The organism is Sphingomonas sp. TX0543, assembly GCF_048565505.1.
Lineage (GTDB): Bacteria > Pseudomonadota > Alphaproteobacteria > Sphingomonadales > Sphingomonadaceae > Sphingomonas.
The window spans coordinates 3,189,404-3,206,357 of the sequence record NZ_JBLZUS010000002.1 but is presented as its reverse complement, the minus strand read 5'-3'; the positions used below and the strand labels follow the sequence as shown (position 1 = coordinate 3,206,357).

At 57.3% G+C, this 16,954-nt stretch carries 16 protein-coding genes and 3 pseudogenes; 8 read left to right on the top strand and 11 right to left on the bottom strand.

All coding sequences use genetic code 11. The features are described from left to right. Positions 1-209: 209 nt before the first annotated feature. The 3 genes from ACM61V_RS16005 to ACM61V_RS15995 form a co-directional block, all read right to left on the bottom strand. Positions 210-557 carry a hypothetical protein gene (locus ACM61V_RS16005; protein ID WP_419714141.1) on the bottom strand — a complete coding sequence of 116 codons (348 nt, stop codon included), beginning with the start codon at positions 555-557 and terminating at the stop codon, positions 210-212. A 57-nt stretch (positions 558-614) separates the two neighbouring features. After that, a complete protein-coding gene (locus ACM61V_RS16000) occupies positions 615-2,024 on the bottom strand; it encodes a TolC family outer membrane protein (protein ID WP_419714140.1) in 1,410 nt (469 codons plus the stop codon). A 95-nt stretch (positions 2,025-2,119) separates the two neighbouring features. Beyond that, on the bottom strand, positions 2,120-2,497 hold the full coding sequence (locus ACM61V_RS15995; RefSeq protein ID WP_401531938.1) for a hypothetical protein: 378 nt from the start codon (positions 2,495-2,497) through the stop codon (positions 2,120-2,122). Between the two features lie 421 nt (positions 2,498-2,918). Between ACM61V_RS15995 and ACM61V_RS15990 the strand changes: the two are divergent. Together ACM61V_RS15990 and ACM61V_RS15985 are read left to right on the top strand one after the other, a co-directional pair. Further along, a pseudogene (locus ACM61V_RS15990) lies at positions 2,919-3,053 on the top strand (transposase domain-containing protein); the annotation flags it as partial. Between the two features lie 41 nt (positions 3,054-3,094). After that, positions 3,095-3,457, top strand: a complete 363-nt coding sequence (locus ACM61V_RS15985; RefSeq protein WP_401531937.1) for a hypothetical protein — start codon at positions 3,095-3,097, stop codon at positions 3,455-3,457. A gap of 241 nt (positions 3,458-3,698) precedes the next feature. On the opposite strand, the pseudogene ACM61V_RS15980 reads toward ACM61V_RS15985, so the two are convergent. The 4 genes and pseudogenes from ACM61V_RS15980 to ACM61V_RS15965 form a co-directional block, all read right to left on the bottom strand. Beyond that, positions 3,699-3,887: pseudogene (locus ACM61V_RS15980) on the bottom strand (transposase DNA-binding-containing protein); the annotation flags it as partial. 554 nt (positions 3,888-4,441) lie between these two features. Further along, on the bottom strand, positions 4,442-5,926 hold the full coding sequence (locus tag ACM61V_RS15975; RefSeq protein WP_401531936.1) for a hypothetical protein: 1,485 nt from the start codon (positions 5,924-5,926) through the stop codon (positions 4,442-4,444). 102 nt (positions 5,927-6,028) lie between these two features. Then, entirely contained in the window at positions 6,029-6,655 is a 627-nt protein-coding gene (locus ACM61V_RS15970; protein ID WP_401531935.1) for a hypothetical protein, read from the bottom strand. Between the two features lie 26 nt (positions 6,656-6,681). Continuing rightward, positions 6,682-7,689 (bottom strand): phosphatase PAP2 family protein, encoded by a 1,008-nt coding sequence (locus ACM61V_RS15965; RefSeq protein WP_419714139.1) that lies wholly within the window; start codon positions 7,687-7,689, stop codon positions 6,682-6,684. Positions 7,690-8,745: 1,056 nt separating this feature from the next. On the opposite strand from ACM61V_RS15965, the gene ACM61V_RS15960 reads away from it, so the two are divergent. Beyond that, positions 8,746-9,691 (top strand): IS630 family transposase gene (locus ACM61V_RS15960; protein ID WP_401531946.1). Its coding sequence is split into 2 segments (ribosomal slippage): positions 8,746-9,083 and positions 9,082-9,691, totalling 948 coding nucleotides; the frame shifts between segments, so codons are not numbered across the junction. A 12-nt stretch (positions 9,692-9,703) separates the two neighbouring features. Here ACM61V_RS15960 and ACM61V_RS15955 read toward each other — a convergent pair. Next, on the bottom strand, positions 9,704-10,000 hold the full coding sequence (locus tag ACM61V_RS15955) for a hypothetical protein (RefSeq protein WP_401531947.1): 297 nt from the start codon (positions 9,998-10,000) through the stop codon (positions 9,704-9,706). A gap of 4 nt (positions 10,001-10,004) precedes the next feature. Here ACM61V_RS15955 and ACM61V_RS15950 point away from each other — a divergent pair, with 4 nt between their 5' ends. Together ACM61V_RS15950 and ACM61V_RS15945 are read left to right on the top strand one after the other, a co-directional pair. Then, positions 10,005-10,514: a hypothetical protein gene (locus ACM61V_RS15950; RefSeq protein WP_419714138.1), complete on the top strand. Its 510-nt coding sequence runs from the start codon at positions 10,005-10,007 to the stop codon at positions 10,512-10,514. A gap of 457 nt (positions 10,515-10,971) precedes the next feature. Next, positions 10,972-12,225: a porin gene (locus ACM61V_RS15945; RefSeq protein WP_419714137.1), complete on the top strand. Its 1,254-nt coding sequence runs from the start codon at positions 10,972-10,974 to the stop codon at positions 12,223-12,225. Positions 12,226-12,264: 39 nt separating this feature from the next. Here the strand turns inward: ACM61V_RS15945 and ACM61V_RS15940 are convergent, their stop codons facing one another. Genes ACM61V_RS15940 through ACM61V_RS15930 form a run of 3 tightly spaced genes read right to left on the bottom strand, consistent with a single transcriptional unit; the run spans position 12,265 to position 14,928 of the window. Then, positions 12,265-12,888, bottom strand: coding sequence for a plasmid pRiA4b ORF-3 family protein (locus ACM61V_RS15940; RefSeq protein ID WP_419714136.1), 624 nt, complete (start codon positions 12,886-12,888; stop codon positions 12,265-12,267). Continuing rightward, entirely contained in the window at positions 12,885-13,433 is a 549-nt protein-coding gene (locus ACM61V_RS15935; RefSeq protein WP_419714273.1) for an IS66 family transposase, read from the bottom strand. The genes ACM61V_RS15940 and ACM61V_RS15935 overlap by 4 nt, the downstream gene beginning before the upstream one ends. Next, a complete protein-coding gene (locus tag ACM61V_RS15930; protein WP_419714272.1) occupies positions 13,405-14,928 on the bottom strand; it encodes an ISL3 family transposase in 1,524 nt (507 codons plus the stop codon). Before ACM61V_RS15930 ends, ACM61V_RS15935 begins: the two co-directional genes overlap by 29 nt. Before the next feature lie 386 nt (positions 14,929-15,314). Here ACM61V_RS15930 and ACM61V_RS15925 point away from each other — a divergent pair. The 3 genes and pseudogenes from ACM61V_RS15925 to ACM61V_RS15915 all read left to right on the top strand — a co-directional run. Beyond that, a pseudogene (locus ACM61V_RS15925) lies at positions 15,315-15,692 on the top strand (ATP-binding protein); the annotation flags it as partial. A 52-nt stretch (positions 15,693-15,744) separates the two neighbouring features. Beyond that, on the top strand, positions 15,745-16,113 hold the full coding sequence (gene tnpA / locus ACM61V_RS15920; protein ID WP_401531781.1) for an IS66-like element accessory protein TnpA: 369 nt from the start codon (positions 15,745-15,747) through the stop codon (positions 16,111-16,113). A gap of 337 nt (positions 16,114-16,450) precedes the next feature. Next, a complete protein-coding gene (locus ACM61V_RS15915; RefSeq protein WP_419714135.1) occupies positions 16,451-16,891 on the top strand; it encodes a hypothetical protein in 441 nt (146 codons plus the stop codon). The last annotated feature ends 63 nt before the right edge of the window (positions 16,892-16,954 follow it).

Genomic DNA, 16,954 nt, shown 5'->3' with positions numbered 1-16,954 from the left:
GAAGTCGGCCGTCCCGCGAGCGCAATTCCGGGCGCAGCGACTATGGCCGATGCCAACAACATTCGAGCAAGCATGGGCGATATCCTGGCAGAGATAAACAATGGATTCTAAAATATGGTCCCGAAGTCGCTTTGTGTGTGCAAGTTAAAATGAGCGTGAGATGCGCATTAACGTCCTTTAACAATGCATCATCAAAAAGGGAGGGGAGGCTATTTTGTCAGCCTAACAGCATCCATGGTTGTAATGGCGGCGACAAATCCTGGTCGAAAGGCGATGGCAATATCAGATCTCAGCTGATCACTTGAGCTGCTGGTTAGGAGATCGACAATGATTACCCAGAAATCCATGCCTTCGATTACAATCCTCCCGCGCTTGGCGTTTGGCGCACTGATGCCTTCCTTCTGCGAAGCGGCGGTAAACCCATTCTTCAAACCAAAGAATGATGATTTAACGCAGCCCAGTCGTCCTGACGGGCGGCGATGACCCATGGCTTGCAGCCCCGCGATGTCGCGCAAACTGAAATTCCCGGTGACTGCCAGCGCGCGATCACGACTCATTCTACACCGATCACGTGAAGGAATCGATCGCGGCGCTGCGCGGGGATAGCGTTAGCCTTAGGGCATCGGCGGTGGTCTATCGGGGTCTTTCGGTTGGCTGGCATCGCCGGACCCGTAATTGGACCCATGCGTCGGCACGCGGCTGTAGTCGAGGGTCGGATCATAGAGCGAAACGCCAAAGAGGCCCAGATCTTTTGCTTCGGCGCGGCCCATTGCCGCACGCAGTGCGAACCCAGCGACATAAGCATCTCGCTTCGCTGTCACGCGCTGGACACGGCTGTTGAGCAATTCCTGTTCGGCGTTCAGGATCTCCAGCACGGTTCGGTTCCCGACGCTGTTTTCCGCGCGCACGCCTTCAAGAGCCAGCTCGTTCGATGTCACCGCCGCTTCGGCGGATCTGATCACGGCCATCGTCGCGCGGTAGCGCGAAAAGGCGGCGCGCGCCTGGGCCACCACCCCGCGCTCGATCTGGACAATCTGCTCGAGCGACTGGCTTTCGAGCGCCTGAGCTTGACGAACGCGCGCGGCGGGCGCGCCACCCTGGTAGAGCGGGATCGTCACTGAAACACCCAGCGTTGCGGTACGCTGCGCCTGGCTGAAAGCGCGCCCGGGAATGCTGGCCCCAAGTGTTCCAAGATAGTTATTGTAGTTGCTGTTGGCGACGAGTGAAACGCGAGGCAGGCGAGCGGCCGCCGCGACCCGAACATCGAAGTGTGTCGCTGAGCTTTGCGCTTTTGCCGCGAGCAGCTGCGGGTTTTCTGAAACCGCGATAGTGACAGCAGCATCCGCCGTCGATGGAAAGTCGGGTAAGGGCGGAGGGGGCTGGAGGTCGTCGGGCAGCACACCGACGAAGCGCAGGTAATTCTGAACGCTCGCATCGAGCTGGGCACGGGCCGTTTCGAGCTGTCCTTGAGCCGTTTCCAGCCTCGCTTCGGATTGCGCGACATCGGTGCGCGTGAGATCCCCGATCTCGAAGCGATCGCGTGACGCGCGAAGATTGATTTCAAGAACCGCCACATTCCCCTTGTTGAGATCAACTATGGCGTCGTCGCGAAGCACATCGACATAAGCGGCGACGACCGCAGTGAAGACATCAGCCTCGGCGGTCCGCAGCCCCTCGCGACCCGCGTAGACGCGAGCGTCCGCTGCTCGAATGCCGTTTCGCACCGCACCGCCTTGGAAGATCGGTATCGAAAGATTGGCCGCCGCGTCGGCGGCGCGAAAAGGAGAAACAAAGTTATTGGCGGAACGGACGACGAATTCTTGATAGTCAGCGGTCGCGCTCAGCGTCGGTCGGGCAGCGGCCTTTGCGATCGGCACGCCTTCATCGGTTGCACGCTGTCCAGCACGCGCGGCGGTCAACGTCGGGTTCGTGCGATATGCTCGCTCGAGTGCATGGCGAAGCGTTTCCGCATTAGTAGCGCGCGTGGGCGCGACGATAGCGCAGGAGGCGGCAACCGCGAGCACAGGAACGCCTGAGCGTATAATCGCGCAAAAATGCAACATAGTGCGAGATTGTTCAAATGCTTGCGCGCAGGCGAACCGCTTGCAGGTCACGGGGTTCAGCCCTTGCAATGCTGGCGTGACCCTGCGGGCCGCTGAAAGACGATGGCCGTACCGCGGCCGGCCACGACGTAGCCACTACCGGTCAGATTCCCGCCAGTTTCGTCCGCGGTGAGACGGACAGGCGTTCCATTATCGGGCGGCTGGAGAAGTGCGCCTTGATCGCCGGCGAGATACTCGATGCGAACCACGCTGTCGTCGTCGCAGCGATATGTGTGGTCACTCACAATGGCGGGCGGAAGCGCGGTCGCAGCGAGCACTCCGGTCCCACCGGCGCCGTTTGCAGAGACTTGCTGCATCCCGGCGCGAGAATTACAGCCGCCAACGAGGAGCGACACCGCGAAAATTTGGGCGATCAGCCCCGAACGGAACCGCATGGCATCATCCTGTCGCTTGAATGGAGTCCGTGCCCGATACCTGTTGGTCGCGACCCGCACATGACCGCAAATGGGAAACGCTAACCGGGCAGGGAAGGAGCAAAGTGTCAACCGATTCTACTCCTGTACTACCGGCCAATGGCCCCTGGTCGTGCGTGACAAGACCAGGGGCCGCCGGCATCGGACGCTGCGCCGCACGACGCATAGAAGCAGAGCGGGCCTCTTGGCGTTGCGTTGTTGTGTCACGATCTTTGAAGGGGGCGAGCAGACCCAGATCGTCCTCTCTCTTCCATAACCCTATTGATGAAGCGAAGAGTCGCTTGCACCGGCAAGCATTTCGCCGCCTGGGTGGTAACTTCGTGGTCCAGCGTCGCTGCCGTCTGTCGCCAACATTAAATCGGTGTTAGAAATGGAAGAAATAGACATCCTCGCCCGGGCCATGACGCTCATCGAAAGCGCCAAAATCAATGCCCTCGACCTCCAAGCCTACATCACCGATCTCCTCCATCGCATCCACGATCACAAGATCAACAGGATCGACGAATTGCTTCCCTGAAATTGGGCACCGCTGACTGTCCCGCAAGCATTGGCCGCCTGATGGGCACGGTCACCTGCGTTCTCACCCTCGACTATGTCGCCAGAATCCTCGACGAGGACGTGGAATCGCTCGAAGCCATCGTCTCAAATGACGACAACCTGACCTACGGCACCATCATCCGCGTCTACATCGACCCCGACGAGGCCATCACCGCGCTAACCGATCACGGCGTCGAAGAGCTGACCGACCTGCTCAGCGAAGCACTTTCACAACCAAGGCCTGGCACCAGTTCCTCGATGACTTCGTCGACAATCCCGAACTCGCCGCCCGCTTCAAGGTACTGGTATCGCGGTGATAATCGGGCGGTTACCGATGGGGGGATCGAGAAAGGCTTTCACTCACTCGTCGATCTCCTGGCATAGGCGGCTGACAGCGAGGCTGGCTTGCGTCAGCACGCCGCACAGTTTGTGTTGGCGCCAGCGTCATTCCTTGTTGCGCCCGCTGTTCACATGCTGGGTGTAGCCGATGCTGTCCGCCGCCGATCGCTGATAGACAAATTCTGTCGTGTCCTGCACCACCAGCACGGTGCCCTCGCAACTGACGGCGCGGCGTGCTGTTGCTTGAAAATGATCCGGCAGGATCTGCCACGCCCACCGAATTGTTCGACAGAAAGCGATACTCCGCTTTGGTGTTAGCCCAATCTTCGCAGGCTAGCGGAAGCGGCTGACCTGTTGCGCTATCCAGGCACTCCATCAGTTTGCGCAGTTGATCGCCGAGGCGCGAATCTCCGAACCCAGAGCTCTCTATTTCACCATCGATCCACGAGCCGCTATCATCATGATCCTTCCCCATCGCACGCTGCCCGTGTGGTTTAATGCTCAAGCAGGAATGACAATCGCCTCTATGGCTTCAATCTCGATGCGCCAACGAGAATCTCGGGCGCGACGACCTGTGGGTAATTGAAAGCCTCGCCGGATGATACTGAGGACGTAGCGGCTTGTCCTGATCCAGTCGGGCTAGGGAACGCGCCGCCCTGAATGCGGCGCTCATCGGCGCCTTCGGCAAGGGCCACTTCCGTGAAGCGATTGAGAATTGCGGTCAACAAAAATCCGGGGCATTATGCGACGGAATCGGCGTGCCCTCAGCGGATGCGGTATGTCTGACAACTTTGTCGCGTTCACCGCGGGCGAACCAGATACCGGGACATTGACAGCTATCGACCATCAATATTCCATACGTTCTGGAATCAGAAAATTGGTATCAAAAGCAGCAAAAATGAATATCATTCATACATATCCAAGCATTATGATAAAAATGTTTGCAATTTCGCGACAAAAATGAAAATTAAGTCATTGTAGTATAAGGCAACATATGAAATCTTTTGTGGAGATTGCCAAAATAGACGGTCACATACCTCTACAAAATTTCAGCCTAATTGGTGTCAGCAGTATGAACCCAGCGGGAAGCCGACGTTTATACTCGTAATATCGATATATTGTAGCAATCAATTTTCCTTGCTTGACAGGCAAAATGTCATATTTTGCTTCCTTCAGCACTATAGCCGCATAATACCTACTATTTAACTTTTCAACTAGTGGATCACTACCATAACCAAGGCGCAATTGCTGGCCGACATTAAAAAAGTCGATTTCTGGCCGCTTCCTAGCCCAGTAACAAATCGCTTGTACATCGCATGCGACGGGCCCATTAATAGTAGCAACATTATCTATTAGGGCAGACCACTCCATCTTAATTTGTGGCGCCGATGAAATATTTTTCACTATATCATAAAAGAAATATGGAATGCCTAAAATCGGTATCGCAAAGGGGGCAGTCACCAAAAATAAAGAGGAGCGTCGCTCCTTGCTACTACCGGCGGGTTCTGCCCGGGACAGTGCTATGTTCAGTACAATTGTGAGGGCAATAAGAGCTTCGAAGTGCGCGTTGTAATCCACCCCTTCGCCAGCCCGCTGGAGGATACCTAAGGGAACGGCCAAAGCGGCGAACAAAAGAAGTAGGTCGAAGCGATGATCCGCTCCCCGCTCCTGAAGTAGCATTCTAAATGATCCAGCAAAAGGTAGAATAAACGGAGTTATAATTAGCCCCTGTACTGCCATGCGCCGCGCTGAATATACCCTCGCGTGGCCAAAAATATCCTCAAAATATTCAAAACCGTAAATTTGAATAAATAGCAAGTTGACAGTTATCAATAACAATATTGAAGTTGCGATATAGGTGAATAGGTAATTTCTATTATGCAATAAGAACCAGAAACCGACAGCTAATGGCAAAGAAATCAAATTGTGCTTAATAAACAAGCCGAGTATGAAAAATACGGAGGCAAATATAGCAGATAGGTGTGCAATATCTTTCTTAGAAAGTAATATTAGAAGTCCGATCATCATCGACGAATGCGCTAGCCACTGCGGATCATTTGCAGCTACGTAGCTACGGAAATAAGTCGCGTTAAATAGCGCGAATAAAGTAGCTCCAACGGCTGCCTGTGACGTTGTTGCGTGTAGGGCTCGAGAGGACATGTATATTGCAATGCATACAAAAACCATTGAAACTAGTGCAATAATTCGTCCTGCTACTATATTATCCCCTAAAATGCTACCGATTTTGGACAATACTATGAAAGAAATAGGTGGGTAGTTGTTAATGAAAAGAGAATTATTTGACAGATATAGTGGTTCATCGTGTTGAACTAAAAATGCAAAATATGCATTCCACCCTTCGTTAAAATTCGAAGAAGTGTGATCAAATATGTAAATAACTTGTAATATTAGCAAAATTGCTACCGCAAAGCCTAAATAAATATAAAATAGTTTCAATATATCGTGTGATGACTTTGCTTCGTGCTGTGACCAAGCGCTTCGCCTAAATTTCATAATAGCCTCATTCGCAAGATAAACCAATCAGGCATGCTGGGCGTCGAACTCAAGGTGAAAATTTTGTAGCCGCGACAAAATTGGCCTGTTAGTAATTGCTAATTAGCGACGCCTCAAAAACGCGTAGTTATGATCGGTTCCAGGCACCCAGATACGAGCTTCCAATTCGTGAATAGGACGGTAATCAAAATGCTTTGTCGCGAACTCTTCAAGCGCAGACGGATGGCCGCGACGATCATTCCAACCGAGAACCAACAAGCCATTCGGACGCAATATCGCGGCGCATGTTTCAATGGCCTCAAGTTGCGTGCGATAGCTATTGAGTCCGAAGCCAAAAAGACCATTCATTACGACAGATTGAATTGTCGCCGCAGGAAAATGCTCGCGAGCGTTTGTGATGCTGTCAACAACGTGTCGCTTCGAAGCTCCGTGCTGAGCCACTGAGGGGTCGATGTCGATCGTCCAGCATTCCGCCCCGTGCAATTCGATCAGCGACGGATATTGCGCGGTGTAGGCGCGGACGCCAACGAAAAGGACTGGGCCGCCCTCGCTGGCTACGGCAGGCAATATGTGCTGGACGAGTAGTTCACGACACGGCGACAAGTGAGTTTTGGAGGCGCGGCGAAGACTTCGAAAAAACTTCGAGATCGCGAAACGAGACGGCGCCCACCCATCAAAGGGAGCGAGGCTCATACGTGAGCGGCTTGCGGACCAGAGCGTCTTTGTCATTGCTACCTTTTCCATGTATATTTGGATTATTTAGTGCTTGCCGATGGATTGCGGGGTTCGGCGGGTTGATCCGAGCCTGCCAAATGCGCATTTGTTGCGGGATTTCGCAGCGCTCTCGCGGTTACGACCACTCTGATTAGACTGAGCGCGATAAGCGCTACCGCTGCGCCGGCGATAATATCCGCAAGATAGTGCGTTCCTTCTACAGGCGTCGCCAGCAGCATAGTCAGGTTCATGATCGTTATGGGCCAACGAAGCGGCTTGATGGTCCACGCCGCGCGGACATAAAGCACCGCGCTTGCGGCGTGGAAGCTGGGAGCGGCAACCAGTCCATGCAGCGCGCCTAGATCGATCGGGCTCGCCATTTTGCATCGCAGAGCCGTAATAAGTTCGGCCTGGTACAATGCGCTTGCCGGAATGTATGGGAGTGGTCCGTGCCAAAGAAAGGCGAGCGGACCCTTCGCCGGGAGAAACGCAAACAATATTAGTGTAAGAAGCGCCGTTAGCCAGAAAGATGCAATGAACCGACGTGCTTCGTCCTTACGGCCCGTGAAGGCGAAATAGCCCAACAGCACGGCGGGGGAGAGGAATATAGTCTCATAGGCGACGCGCTCAGACCATTGAATCGCGGTATGCTCGGTAACAAACCGATACCATGCCAACCACTCGAATCCGATTGCGTCATCGATTTGCTGCAGCGCAGCGTCAACGAAACCCGAACTCATTCCGGATATGGGATAAGCCGCCAAGGCACCAACAATACAGATACTGACAAAGAGCCCATAATATTCTGCGGCATCTCGCCAAATGCATCGCGCCCCCGATAGTGCGCCACGAAACAAAAAACGGATTGTGCTTGCGCCACCGAGGGCAGTGGTAACGAAAGCAGCAAGTCCCAAGTCAACTTTAGCTGTCATCGAATTTAGTGCCATCAACAGAGCGACCGCGCTAACGCTGGCAAGGATCGACCATACTAACCAGCTTAAAGGAATTTCATTATGGAAAGGCGTTCTAGCGCCATCATAAACTTTCACATCACAGCTGGATGGAAGAGGCCAAGCGGAATTTTTGTCGGAAGATGGCGTCCGTGGGTAGAGTAATTTGCTCAATTTGATCTATCCCGTTTTGCGAGTGCTCGGGACTGTGTCGACTTCATTACGCTCTCCCGCCGGGCCGGCCACATCTCCACCGAGGTCGGCGGAGGGCCGGCCTCTAAAATGCGTTACGCGGCCGACATCAAAATCCCTCATCTTGAAATTGTGGTGGGCTTTGCGATGATTCACTTCGCCTATGAATGCCGCCGTTTTGCCACTTCCAAACGATGTTGAGGCGCTCGAGGCGCCGGTTGCGACGGTGCACTTGAGGACTGAGGGGGCTGAGGCCGAACTGACTACGCTCGCGCCCACGTGAGCATCACGCAAACGTTGATCTCGCATCTCAAGCTGGAGGTCGCAGGCTAAGGCGTGCCGTACGGCGGCAGCGCCGTACGCGCCCAGCGGGTGCTCACGCAGCTGGACTTCAACGCGAGAACCTCGCGGCCGACGTCGCCGAAAATAGTCTTGTGGGCGTTGCCGGCTCGGTGAACAAGGCGAAACTTCTTCGTTCGAATGCAGGAAGTCTGTCAGGAAGCTGTTCACCGAGCATCTGCCGCGCATGCGCGTCGTCGTGCCTCCGTACCATGTTCATGGCCGACCTGTGGCAGTGGCCGCTTGCCCAGGTTGGGCGAGGATATGACCGAGACGATGGAGGTGATTTCGCGCACGGGGAAGGTGATCGAGAAAGATACATCGCGAGATTGCAGGGATAGCATTTCCCCGCCAACTACCAATCAGCATCCTTGGCATCGGTTGTCGACGTCGAGCCGGGGAAATTCGGCAAAGCCGCTCGTATCGCCACCGCCGCCGTGCATGATCTCGCCAGATAGCAACCGAAATAGACAGGCTCGGACCTCGCGGAGGCAGCGTGGCAACGGATTTTTCACCACCCACGCACAATCTAGAGCGCTTTCTGACCGGTCTGAATCGGGAGGGATTCCCAACCGTCTGAAAATTTGATTCACGATGCTGGCTGGGGTTGGAGGCCGGCACGGAATGGGTCAGGCGCTTTCGATGGATTTGCGGTCTCGGTTGCTGGCGGCGATCGATAGCGGAATGAGCAGGCGATCCGCAGCGGCGAGGTTTGGCGTGGCGCCTTCGACGGCGATCCGCTGGCAGTCGCAGCGAACGGCGACGGGCAACTTTGCCCCCAGGCCTCAGGGCGGCGATATGCGCTCACGCCGGATCGAGGAGCGCCGCGAGGAGGTGCTGGCTCTGTGGGAGGCGAACCGGGACATTACGCTCGACGAACTTCGCGTGGCGCTCGCCGGCATCGGTCTGTCGATGGCGAACTCGACGCTGCACCGGTTCTTCGCGCGCCACGCCATCACGCGGAAAAAAGACCGGCCACGCGATCGAGCAGGACCGGCCCGACATCCTGAGGCAGCGCCGGGGCTGGTTCGACGGCCAGTGCGATCTTGCCCCCGAGCGGTTGGTGTTCATCGACGAGACGTGGACCGCGACCAACATGACCCGCAGCCATGGCCGCGCTCCAAAAGGCGAGCGGCTGCGGATGGGCTTCCCGCATGGTCACCGCATAACGACCACGCTGGTCACGGGGCTGAGAATGAGCGGGATGATCGCGCCGATGGTGCTCGACGGACCGATCAACGGCGATTGGTTCGAAGCTGACGTCGGCCAGGTGCTCGTCCCCGAATTGAAGCCCGGTGACATCGTCATCATGGACAATCTCTCCAGCCACAAGCGCGCCTCGGTGCTCGCTATGATCGAGGATGCAGGCGCGAGCCTGCGCTTCCTTCCGCCCTACAGCCCCGACTTCAATCCCATCGAAAAGGCCTTCTCGCGCCTCAAGGCCATGCTCAGAAAAGCCGGCGAGCGCACCGTCTCCGGCCTTTGGGACCTCATCGGCCAACTCGTCGACCTCTTCGAGCTTGCCGAATGCGCCAACTACTTCAGCTCATGCGGTTACGACCCTGATTGATCGGAATCCGCTCTAAAAAGGGGCGCGCTCACCTGGGGGTTGGGCGCGCCCCTGCCAAAGCGCCGATTCGCGCCCGGCCGATTTATGATGGCGGTGCCGCTGGCCGAGACCAACCAAAAAAAGCTCGCAACCAAAGGGATCAACGGCTTTTAGAGATCGAATCAGCAAAAACACGGGCGCCTGTCCCTGTGCGGCCAGCTCTAACCACACCGAGTGGGTGATCATTTCGCCGGGCTTGGCGCGAACAAGGTCCAGGACTCTATCCAGCGCGCCGTGCGGCTGCGGCGCTTCTCGAGGAAGATGGAGCACCGATATGGTGCTTCCATCTTTTTGGGGGAACGCGTGCGCGACGATGAGCAGTCGGCGCCAATATGGGACTCATCTTTTCCAGATCGGACTCTGTTCAGACCGCAAAGCGTGTATCGTTCAATCAGACAACATTGTAGATCGTGAAGCGCGGCGCGTCGCGCCCGGCGATTGGTGCTGCCGCCGCGAGTTTCCGCATCAGCGCCGGCAACTCTTTCCAGCCTGCGCCATTCTCTCGACGCCACCGATAGATCTGGTTCTGCCCGTCGGTCCCTACCGGTCGCCGTTCTGGATCCGAAATAACCGTCACTTGGCCTATCATGACACCTCGGCCACCGGCGTAAATACCGGCGTTTGCACCGGCTCCATCTCAAAAGATTGTGATCACGGAAAGACGTACCTCGCCGCGGGCTTGCACCTCAATGAGCGCGGTGCGAAGATTGTCATCTCGCAGCATCCCCGCCACGACAAGCTCGTCCGCTCGATGGCGGGATTTGCAAATGGCACATCTTGTTGAAAAACTATTCTGCTAAATCCAAGAAATTTAAGCGGATCGCCATGCATCGCTGCAAAGCCGATCAAGACTTTGCGGCTATGATCCATCTCGTTGCAGCCGTCATCAGTTTACGATGAATCCTCGCAGGCGTTAGTTTACATGCAGCATTGGATGAATGCACAAAATTGTGCGGTGCCCATTTATTGAGCACCGATCTGCCATTAGCAAATTTCATGAGCAGGGTCGGTCGTACGAACGCGGAGCCTCGGTTCACGGATCGGACTTTTCGCCAGTTTGCTTCACTGTTTTTTGTTGCGCCGCAGCGCGAATAGCCGCCAGGTACGAAGAGTCTCCACTTCCCACAGATGGCGGTGCGGCGCTTTGGCACAAAAATTGCTCAATACCTCATCGTCAAGCCTGGTCTCAATGGCTCGCTTACAATGCCAGGATCGCGGCTGCTTATCAAAAGGGAGAACGAATGGAGACATGCATCCGCAGGGGAGCGCTTGATACTCTCGCTCCTGCCTTGAGTTTGGCCTTAGTGGCCGTTGCGGCGGCGCCCGCGTATGCCGCCGATGGCGACTCGCCGCCACCGAAGAGCTGGTCGGAAACGGTCAAGCTTTCTGGCCATGTCGAAACGGGCTTGACCCTCAACACTGGCAATCCAACTGATGGCATCAATTTTGGCCATTTGTTCACCGACAAGGCGGGCGAGCCTCAGCTCAATCAAGTCATGCTAACCGTTGAACGTCCCATCGACTCAGCGTCGCAAAACGTCGACATCGGGTTCAAGATTCAGGGAATGTACGGTTCGGACGCCCGATACACGCATTTTCTTGGGGAGCTAGATGGTATAACGAACCGACGTAATCAATTCGATATCGTTGAAGCTTATGTGAACGCGCATCTGCCCATCCTGACCTCGCGCGGTTTCGATATTAAAGCAGGTCAGTTCGTGACGCTTGAGGGGGCCGAAGTTATTGACGCTACAGGGAACTTTTTCTATTCACATAGTTACATTTTTAATTACGGCATTCCGTTCAAACACACCGGTATATTGACAACGATCCATGTGGATAAAATTTTAGACGTTTATGCTGGAATTACGTCTGGCGTAAATACTACTCTCGGTAGTGGTGATAATAACGGTTCCCCGTCTTTTCATGGCGGTGTGGGTCTCAATTTGATGCGTGGCGCGCTCACGATATTCGCTACGACCAGTATTGGACCAGAAATTCCACGGGGCACTCCGGGCGTCCGTCCTAATCGCGATCTTCGCTACCTGAATGATATCACGGTCATCTGGAAGATCAATAATAGGCTGACGTCGACAACTGATCTGAACTATATTCGAGACGGCGGATTCAATGTTTCTGGTGGCGGATTTGCGCAATATTTCACCTATTCAATCAACGATCAATTTGGGATCGGCATTCGTGGTGAGGTGTGGCGCGACGGTGACGGGTTTTTTGTTGATGCGTTTCCCGGAAACCGGGATTTCGTCAACGCCGAGAAAGGTTTACCGGCCATTGTCATCGGTGGTGGCAAGACGACCTACGGTGCCGTCACGTTTGGCGTCAATATCAAGCCGCTAATGCCAATCAAAGGCGCAGCCCTAAATGTAAGGCCAGAAGTCCGCTACGACTGGTCGCTCAATAGTACCACGCCATACGCGGCGGGATCGCACGATCATCAATTTACAGTTGGGGCCGATGCCGTATTGACCTTCTGATTGTCGTAGCCATCCGGTGAAGGCCACGGCGGGCGACTATCAGTCGTTTGCTGTTTTGATGATGCGCTTCGCAGCGGCATTGCGGCGGGCTGCAATGCGACCGAGGGCTACCTGGATCGGGAAGACATCCACCTCGTCGGGATCATATCCGTCGAGCCACTCGGTGATTTCTGCGTGATCAGGGTGGTTGGGATCTGCTCTGGCCTCAAGCATCTCGTAGAAGCCGGGAATGCCGCCGCAGTCCTCCGGCGGGCAGGCGCGTGCGTCTTCGATGAACCGGGGATATACAGTGCCGGGATCGCCGGAGCGCGCATCGCTGACGATGAGGCTGTGCTCCCAGTTGTCGCCGAAATCGTATGTGTAGTCGATCCTGGTGGTGCCGGGCGCGAGCACGTCGCGCAGGCGGGTGCGTGCCGCGATCTTGCGCGGCGCCGTGCCCCAGTCGTCGTCCATGGGCAGGCCATAGGTCTGCCCGTCGATGACCAGCTCCCAGAGATGATAGTCCAGCCACCCCATCGCCGCCTGAACGATATCGTGCAGGACCTTGAGGGTGATCGAGGTCGGCACTTCGACGACGCGCCAGATCGGCGGGTCGGAATCCTTCAGCTCGATGCGAACCGTGGCGATCTCTGTGAAGCTATCGATGGCGCGTCGAGAGGTCATGCCGCTTGCGATAGCATGCCCCGCTGCTTGCGCCAGTTCCACGGCAGCAGCCGGTCGAGCTGGCGGACCGGATGCTCGGCGATGCGAGCGAGCACATCGGCGAGCCAGGCCTGAGGATCGACGTCGTTGAGGCGGGCGGTCTGGATCAAGGTGTAGAGCACCGCCGCGCGCTGGCCACCGCGATCGGAGCCGCAGAATAGCCAAGCTTTCCTGCCGAGTGGCACGCAGCGCAAAGCCCGTTCGGCCGCGTTGTTCGTTAGGCAAACCCGGCCGTCGTCGAGGAAGCAGGTGAAGGCGTCCCAGCGCCGGAGCATGTAGTTGATGGCCTTCGCGAGATCGTGGTTGCGCGACAGCCTGGCGAGCTGGGTGGTGAGCCAGGCGTGCAGCTCGGTCATGAGCGGCGCGCTCAGTTCCTGGCGCACGGCGAGCCGCTCGACCGCGTCCTTGCCGTTGATGCTGTCAGTGGGCGTGTAATTCTCCGCAAAAGTGGGTTCTCCCGCACTTTTGGTGCAGGGGTCATGCCATAATGCGAGCGCGGAGTAGATCGATGCCGGCGCGTCCGTACATTGATCGCTTGATAAGTTTGAGCTTGTTGATTTTGCCTTCGACCGGTCCGGTGCTCCAGGGTAGTGCCAATGCGGCACGCACTGCATCGATATCGCGGCGGAGGCCGCGCGCAAACGAGGCGATGGCGCTGCCCAGCGCTTGCGCGAGCCACTGGTCAAGTTCGTTGGCCTTGCGTCCGACGAGCATGTCGTGGAAACGGCGCGCGAGGTCCGCCGCTTCGGCGATTGCAGGCGATGCGGCGCGCATGGCGCCGACAAATCGTGCGTCATCGGTACCGAGCGCGTCGCTGGGCACGGTGAGGAGCCTGACCGCCTGGCGCGATGACGGTGATTTCCAGCGCGGGCGTTCGCCCGAGCCCGCCACAAGCTGTGGTTGACCGTCACGCAATCTGGTCCTGATCCAGCGGCGGAAGCCGCGCACTTCGCCATGGTAACCACGGGCGCACACCTCACGATAGAGTTGGGTGGCATTGCGGCAGCCCTCGTGCCAGCGCGAACGCAGATATGCTTCGAAGGCATTTGCCGGATGACGGGATGCGCGCTCCCAGGTCCCGGGCCGTTTGTCGCGGAGCCATTGGTGAATGGTCTTGCGATCACGGCCGGTCTCGTGAGCGATTGCCGAGATGCTCCAGCCCTTGTCGCGTAAGGCAACGACCTCGTCGAACATTTTGCGCCGACGCGCCCGGCCCTGTCGTTGACGCTCAAGTGCCGTACGGGACTTCCCGATCGCCGCTGGCCGCTCCGGCGAAGGAGGCGAGGCAACATCGTTCGCCAGTGATCGCCCGACCTCCCGAACGAGCCTGTATCGCTTCTCGACCGCGGCGAGCACCGCATCCGAACAGTTGCGCAGCATATGCCAGCGATCCGCGACCTGCCGGGCTGAAGGCGCGCCTTCGCGCGCCCCTTTGGCATAGCTGCCCGCCCGATCGCGCGCGATAATTTGCGCGCCGGGGTTGGATTTCAGCCACGCCGCAAGCGTCGCACTTTCCCGATCCGGCAGCAGATCGACCACGTCGTTGGTTTCGAGGTCGACCAACACGGTGCCATATCGCTGGCCCTTGCGCCACGCCCAGTCGTCAACACCCAGGACGCGCGGAGCAACGGAGCCGACCTGTCGACCGGCGCGGATGACCCGGAGCATCGTATCGGCGCTGATCGGCATACTGAGCCGTTCGATGAGACGAGAACCCGCTTCACCGCCCAGCACAAGGCCAACCGAGCGCTGGATATCGCGAAGGCGTGCTGTACGTCGCGCATGGCTGCCGACGATTTCTTCCGCCCGCTCGGCGAAGATCCGCTGCGCGCACCTCCGGTTGATACACCGCAGCCGGCGCACATGGACGCTGAGCAGTACCGGCCGACCCTGCCACGGCAGATCGGCAATTCGTCGTCGATATCTGCTATGTATCCGTGACGAAACGCGCCGACAGCTCGGACAGCGCGGCGCAGGTTGCCGCGACCGGCAATTGATCACGATCGCCTCGGCCTCAACGATGACTTGCTCTACAATAAGCTGACGGGGAATAAGCGGCAGGATACGCTTCGGCACGGATCGACAAGGCTCCCTCGTTATGGAGCCTGCTTGAATCGACCAGATTCATGATTCGTTCCCCGCCACCTGCACCAAAAGTGCGGGAGAACCCAAAAGTGGGCTTTGAAAATTCCCTGATTGTTGGACCTGGTTGCCAATGCGCCGGGGTTAACCCCGGTGCATTGGCAACGCCAAAATCGGCGCGAGAAGACCTCCTCGTGGGAGGCGCCGCCGATGATCCGACTTGGAGAAGCCATGATGATACTGGAGTTGCATCGACAGGGGCTGCGCTCCAGATCCGCCTCTCATCCTGATCGTCGCGCCATACCTATCGCGCCAAAACGAAGGGAAAGGTCGAGCGGCCGTTCCGCTACATCCGCGAGGACTTCTTCCTGGGGCGATCCTTCCGCAACATGGAGGATCTCAACGCCCAGCTCATCGACTGGCTCGACACGGTCGCCAATGTCCGGGTGCATGGCACGACCCAACGCGTGGTGATCGAGGCCTTCGCCGAGGAGCGGGAGGAGTTGCAGCGCTTGCCCGAGCACCGGTTCAACGCCGACGAACTGCTGGGCAAAGAGTTGTCGCTGCGTGAAAACCGGCGGATCAAGGCGGCCCTGCGCATGGCCCGGCTCCCCGTCGTAAAGACACTCGCCGGCTACGACTTCTCGTTCGTACCCATCCGGCGGAGCCCGCCTTGCCGCTGAGCTGAGGGGCCGGTCTTTAGCGTGCTCGTAAGAGTGCGCTTTGGAGCGGTCGATGGGGCAGATCACGGTGTTTTCCGGGCCGGAGCGGCGTCGCCGCTGGAGCGACGAGGAGCGGCTGGAGATTCTCAACCAGGCGTTTGCGCCGGGTGCCTGCGTCGCCGAGGTCTGCCGGCGGTACGATATCTCGTCGGCGCTGATCTACACGTGGCGGCGGAAGCTGCGTGAAGCTCATGCCGAGCCGGTATCTGATGATTTGCCAACGCCCGGTTTCGCCGCGGCAGTGATGATCGAGGACGTGGAAGCAGCACGCCCTGATCTGCAGCCCGCGATCGTCATCGACCTGGCGCGCGGCAAGCGGATCAGCATCTTTGCCTCAGCTTCGCCGGCGCTGGTGGCTTCGGCGTTGAAGGCATTGCGATGATCCCATCGGGTGCGCGGGTATGGATCGCGATGGGGCACACGGATACCGTCGCGGCTATCGAGGGGGCCATTCCCCAACTCGATGGCGCGCGTGACATCACCGATGCTTTCCATGTGATGCCGCGCAAGAATGCGGTCTGGCAAGTGATAGCTTGTCGAAGATTGAGCGAGGAGACGGCCATGGATACGTACGTCTCGGCATCCCCTCTATCAATTCAAAGGCCTGGTCAGTCGAGAGTCTTACAGCGAGTTCACCAAGAGCTCAGTCTGATGCCATAAGCGTGATCGAAGCTTCTCAAGCGGCGGCAGCCCAAGTCCGCTGACGAGGAGAATCTGTCATGAACACGATCTTAACTCGGGGCACAAGGCCGTGTGGTTGCAACGGCCACTTCCGACGGCGGAATCTCTATCGAGGCGGTGCTGGCATCGTTCTGGCGAGTTTGCTGTTGGCTGGTGTTAATGCGGTGCACGCCGCCGACACGACGCAGCCCGATCGCTTCGCGTCGCTGACCGTATACGGAAACGATCCATGTCCGCCGGGAACCGACAGTGATATCGCCGTTTGCGGGCGTGAACCCCAATTCGAGCGCTATCGAATTCCAAAGAACCTGCGCGAAACCAAATATCACGCGCCCGCGCAGAGTTGGGCTAGCCGGGTGCGTATCCTCGACGATGCGTCTCGTATGGAACGACCGAACAGTTGCTCGGTAGTTGGGGCTGGCGGACAGACCGGCTGCTATGCTCATGCCCTCGAGCAGTGGTTCGCCGAGCGTCGCTAAGCTAGCTAATTCCGCCGGCCGGCCTCAATCGAGGCCCATAATGAGGCTCACGCTTCGCGAGTG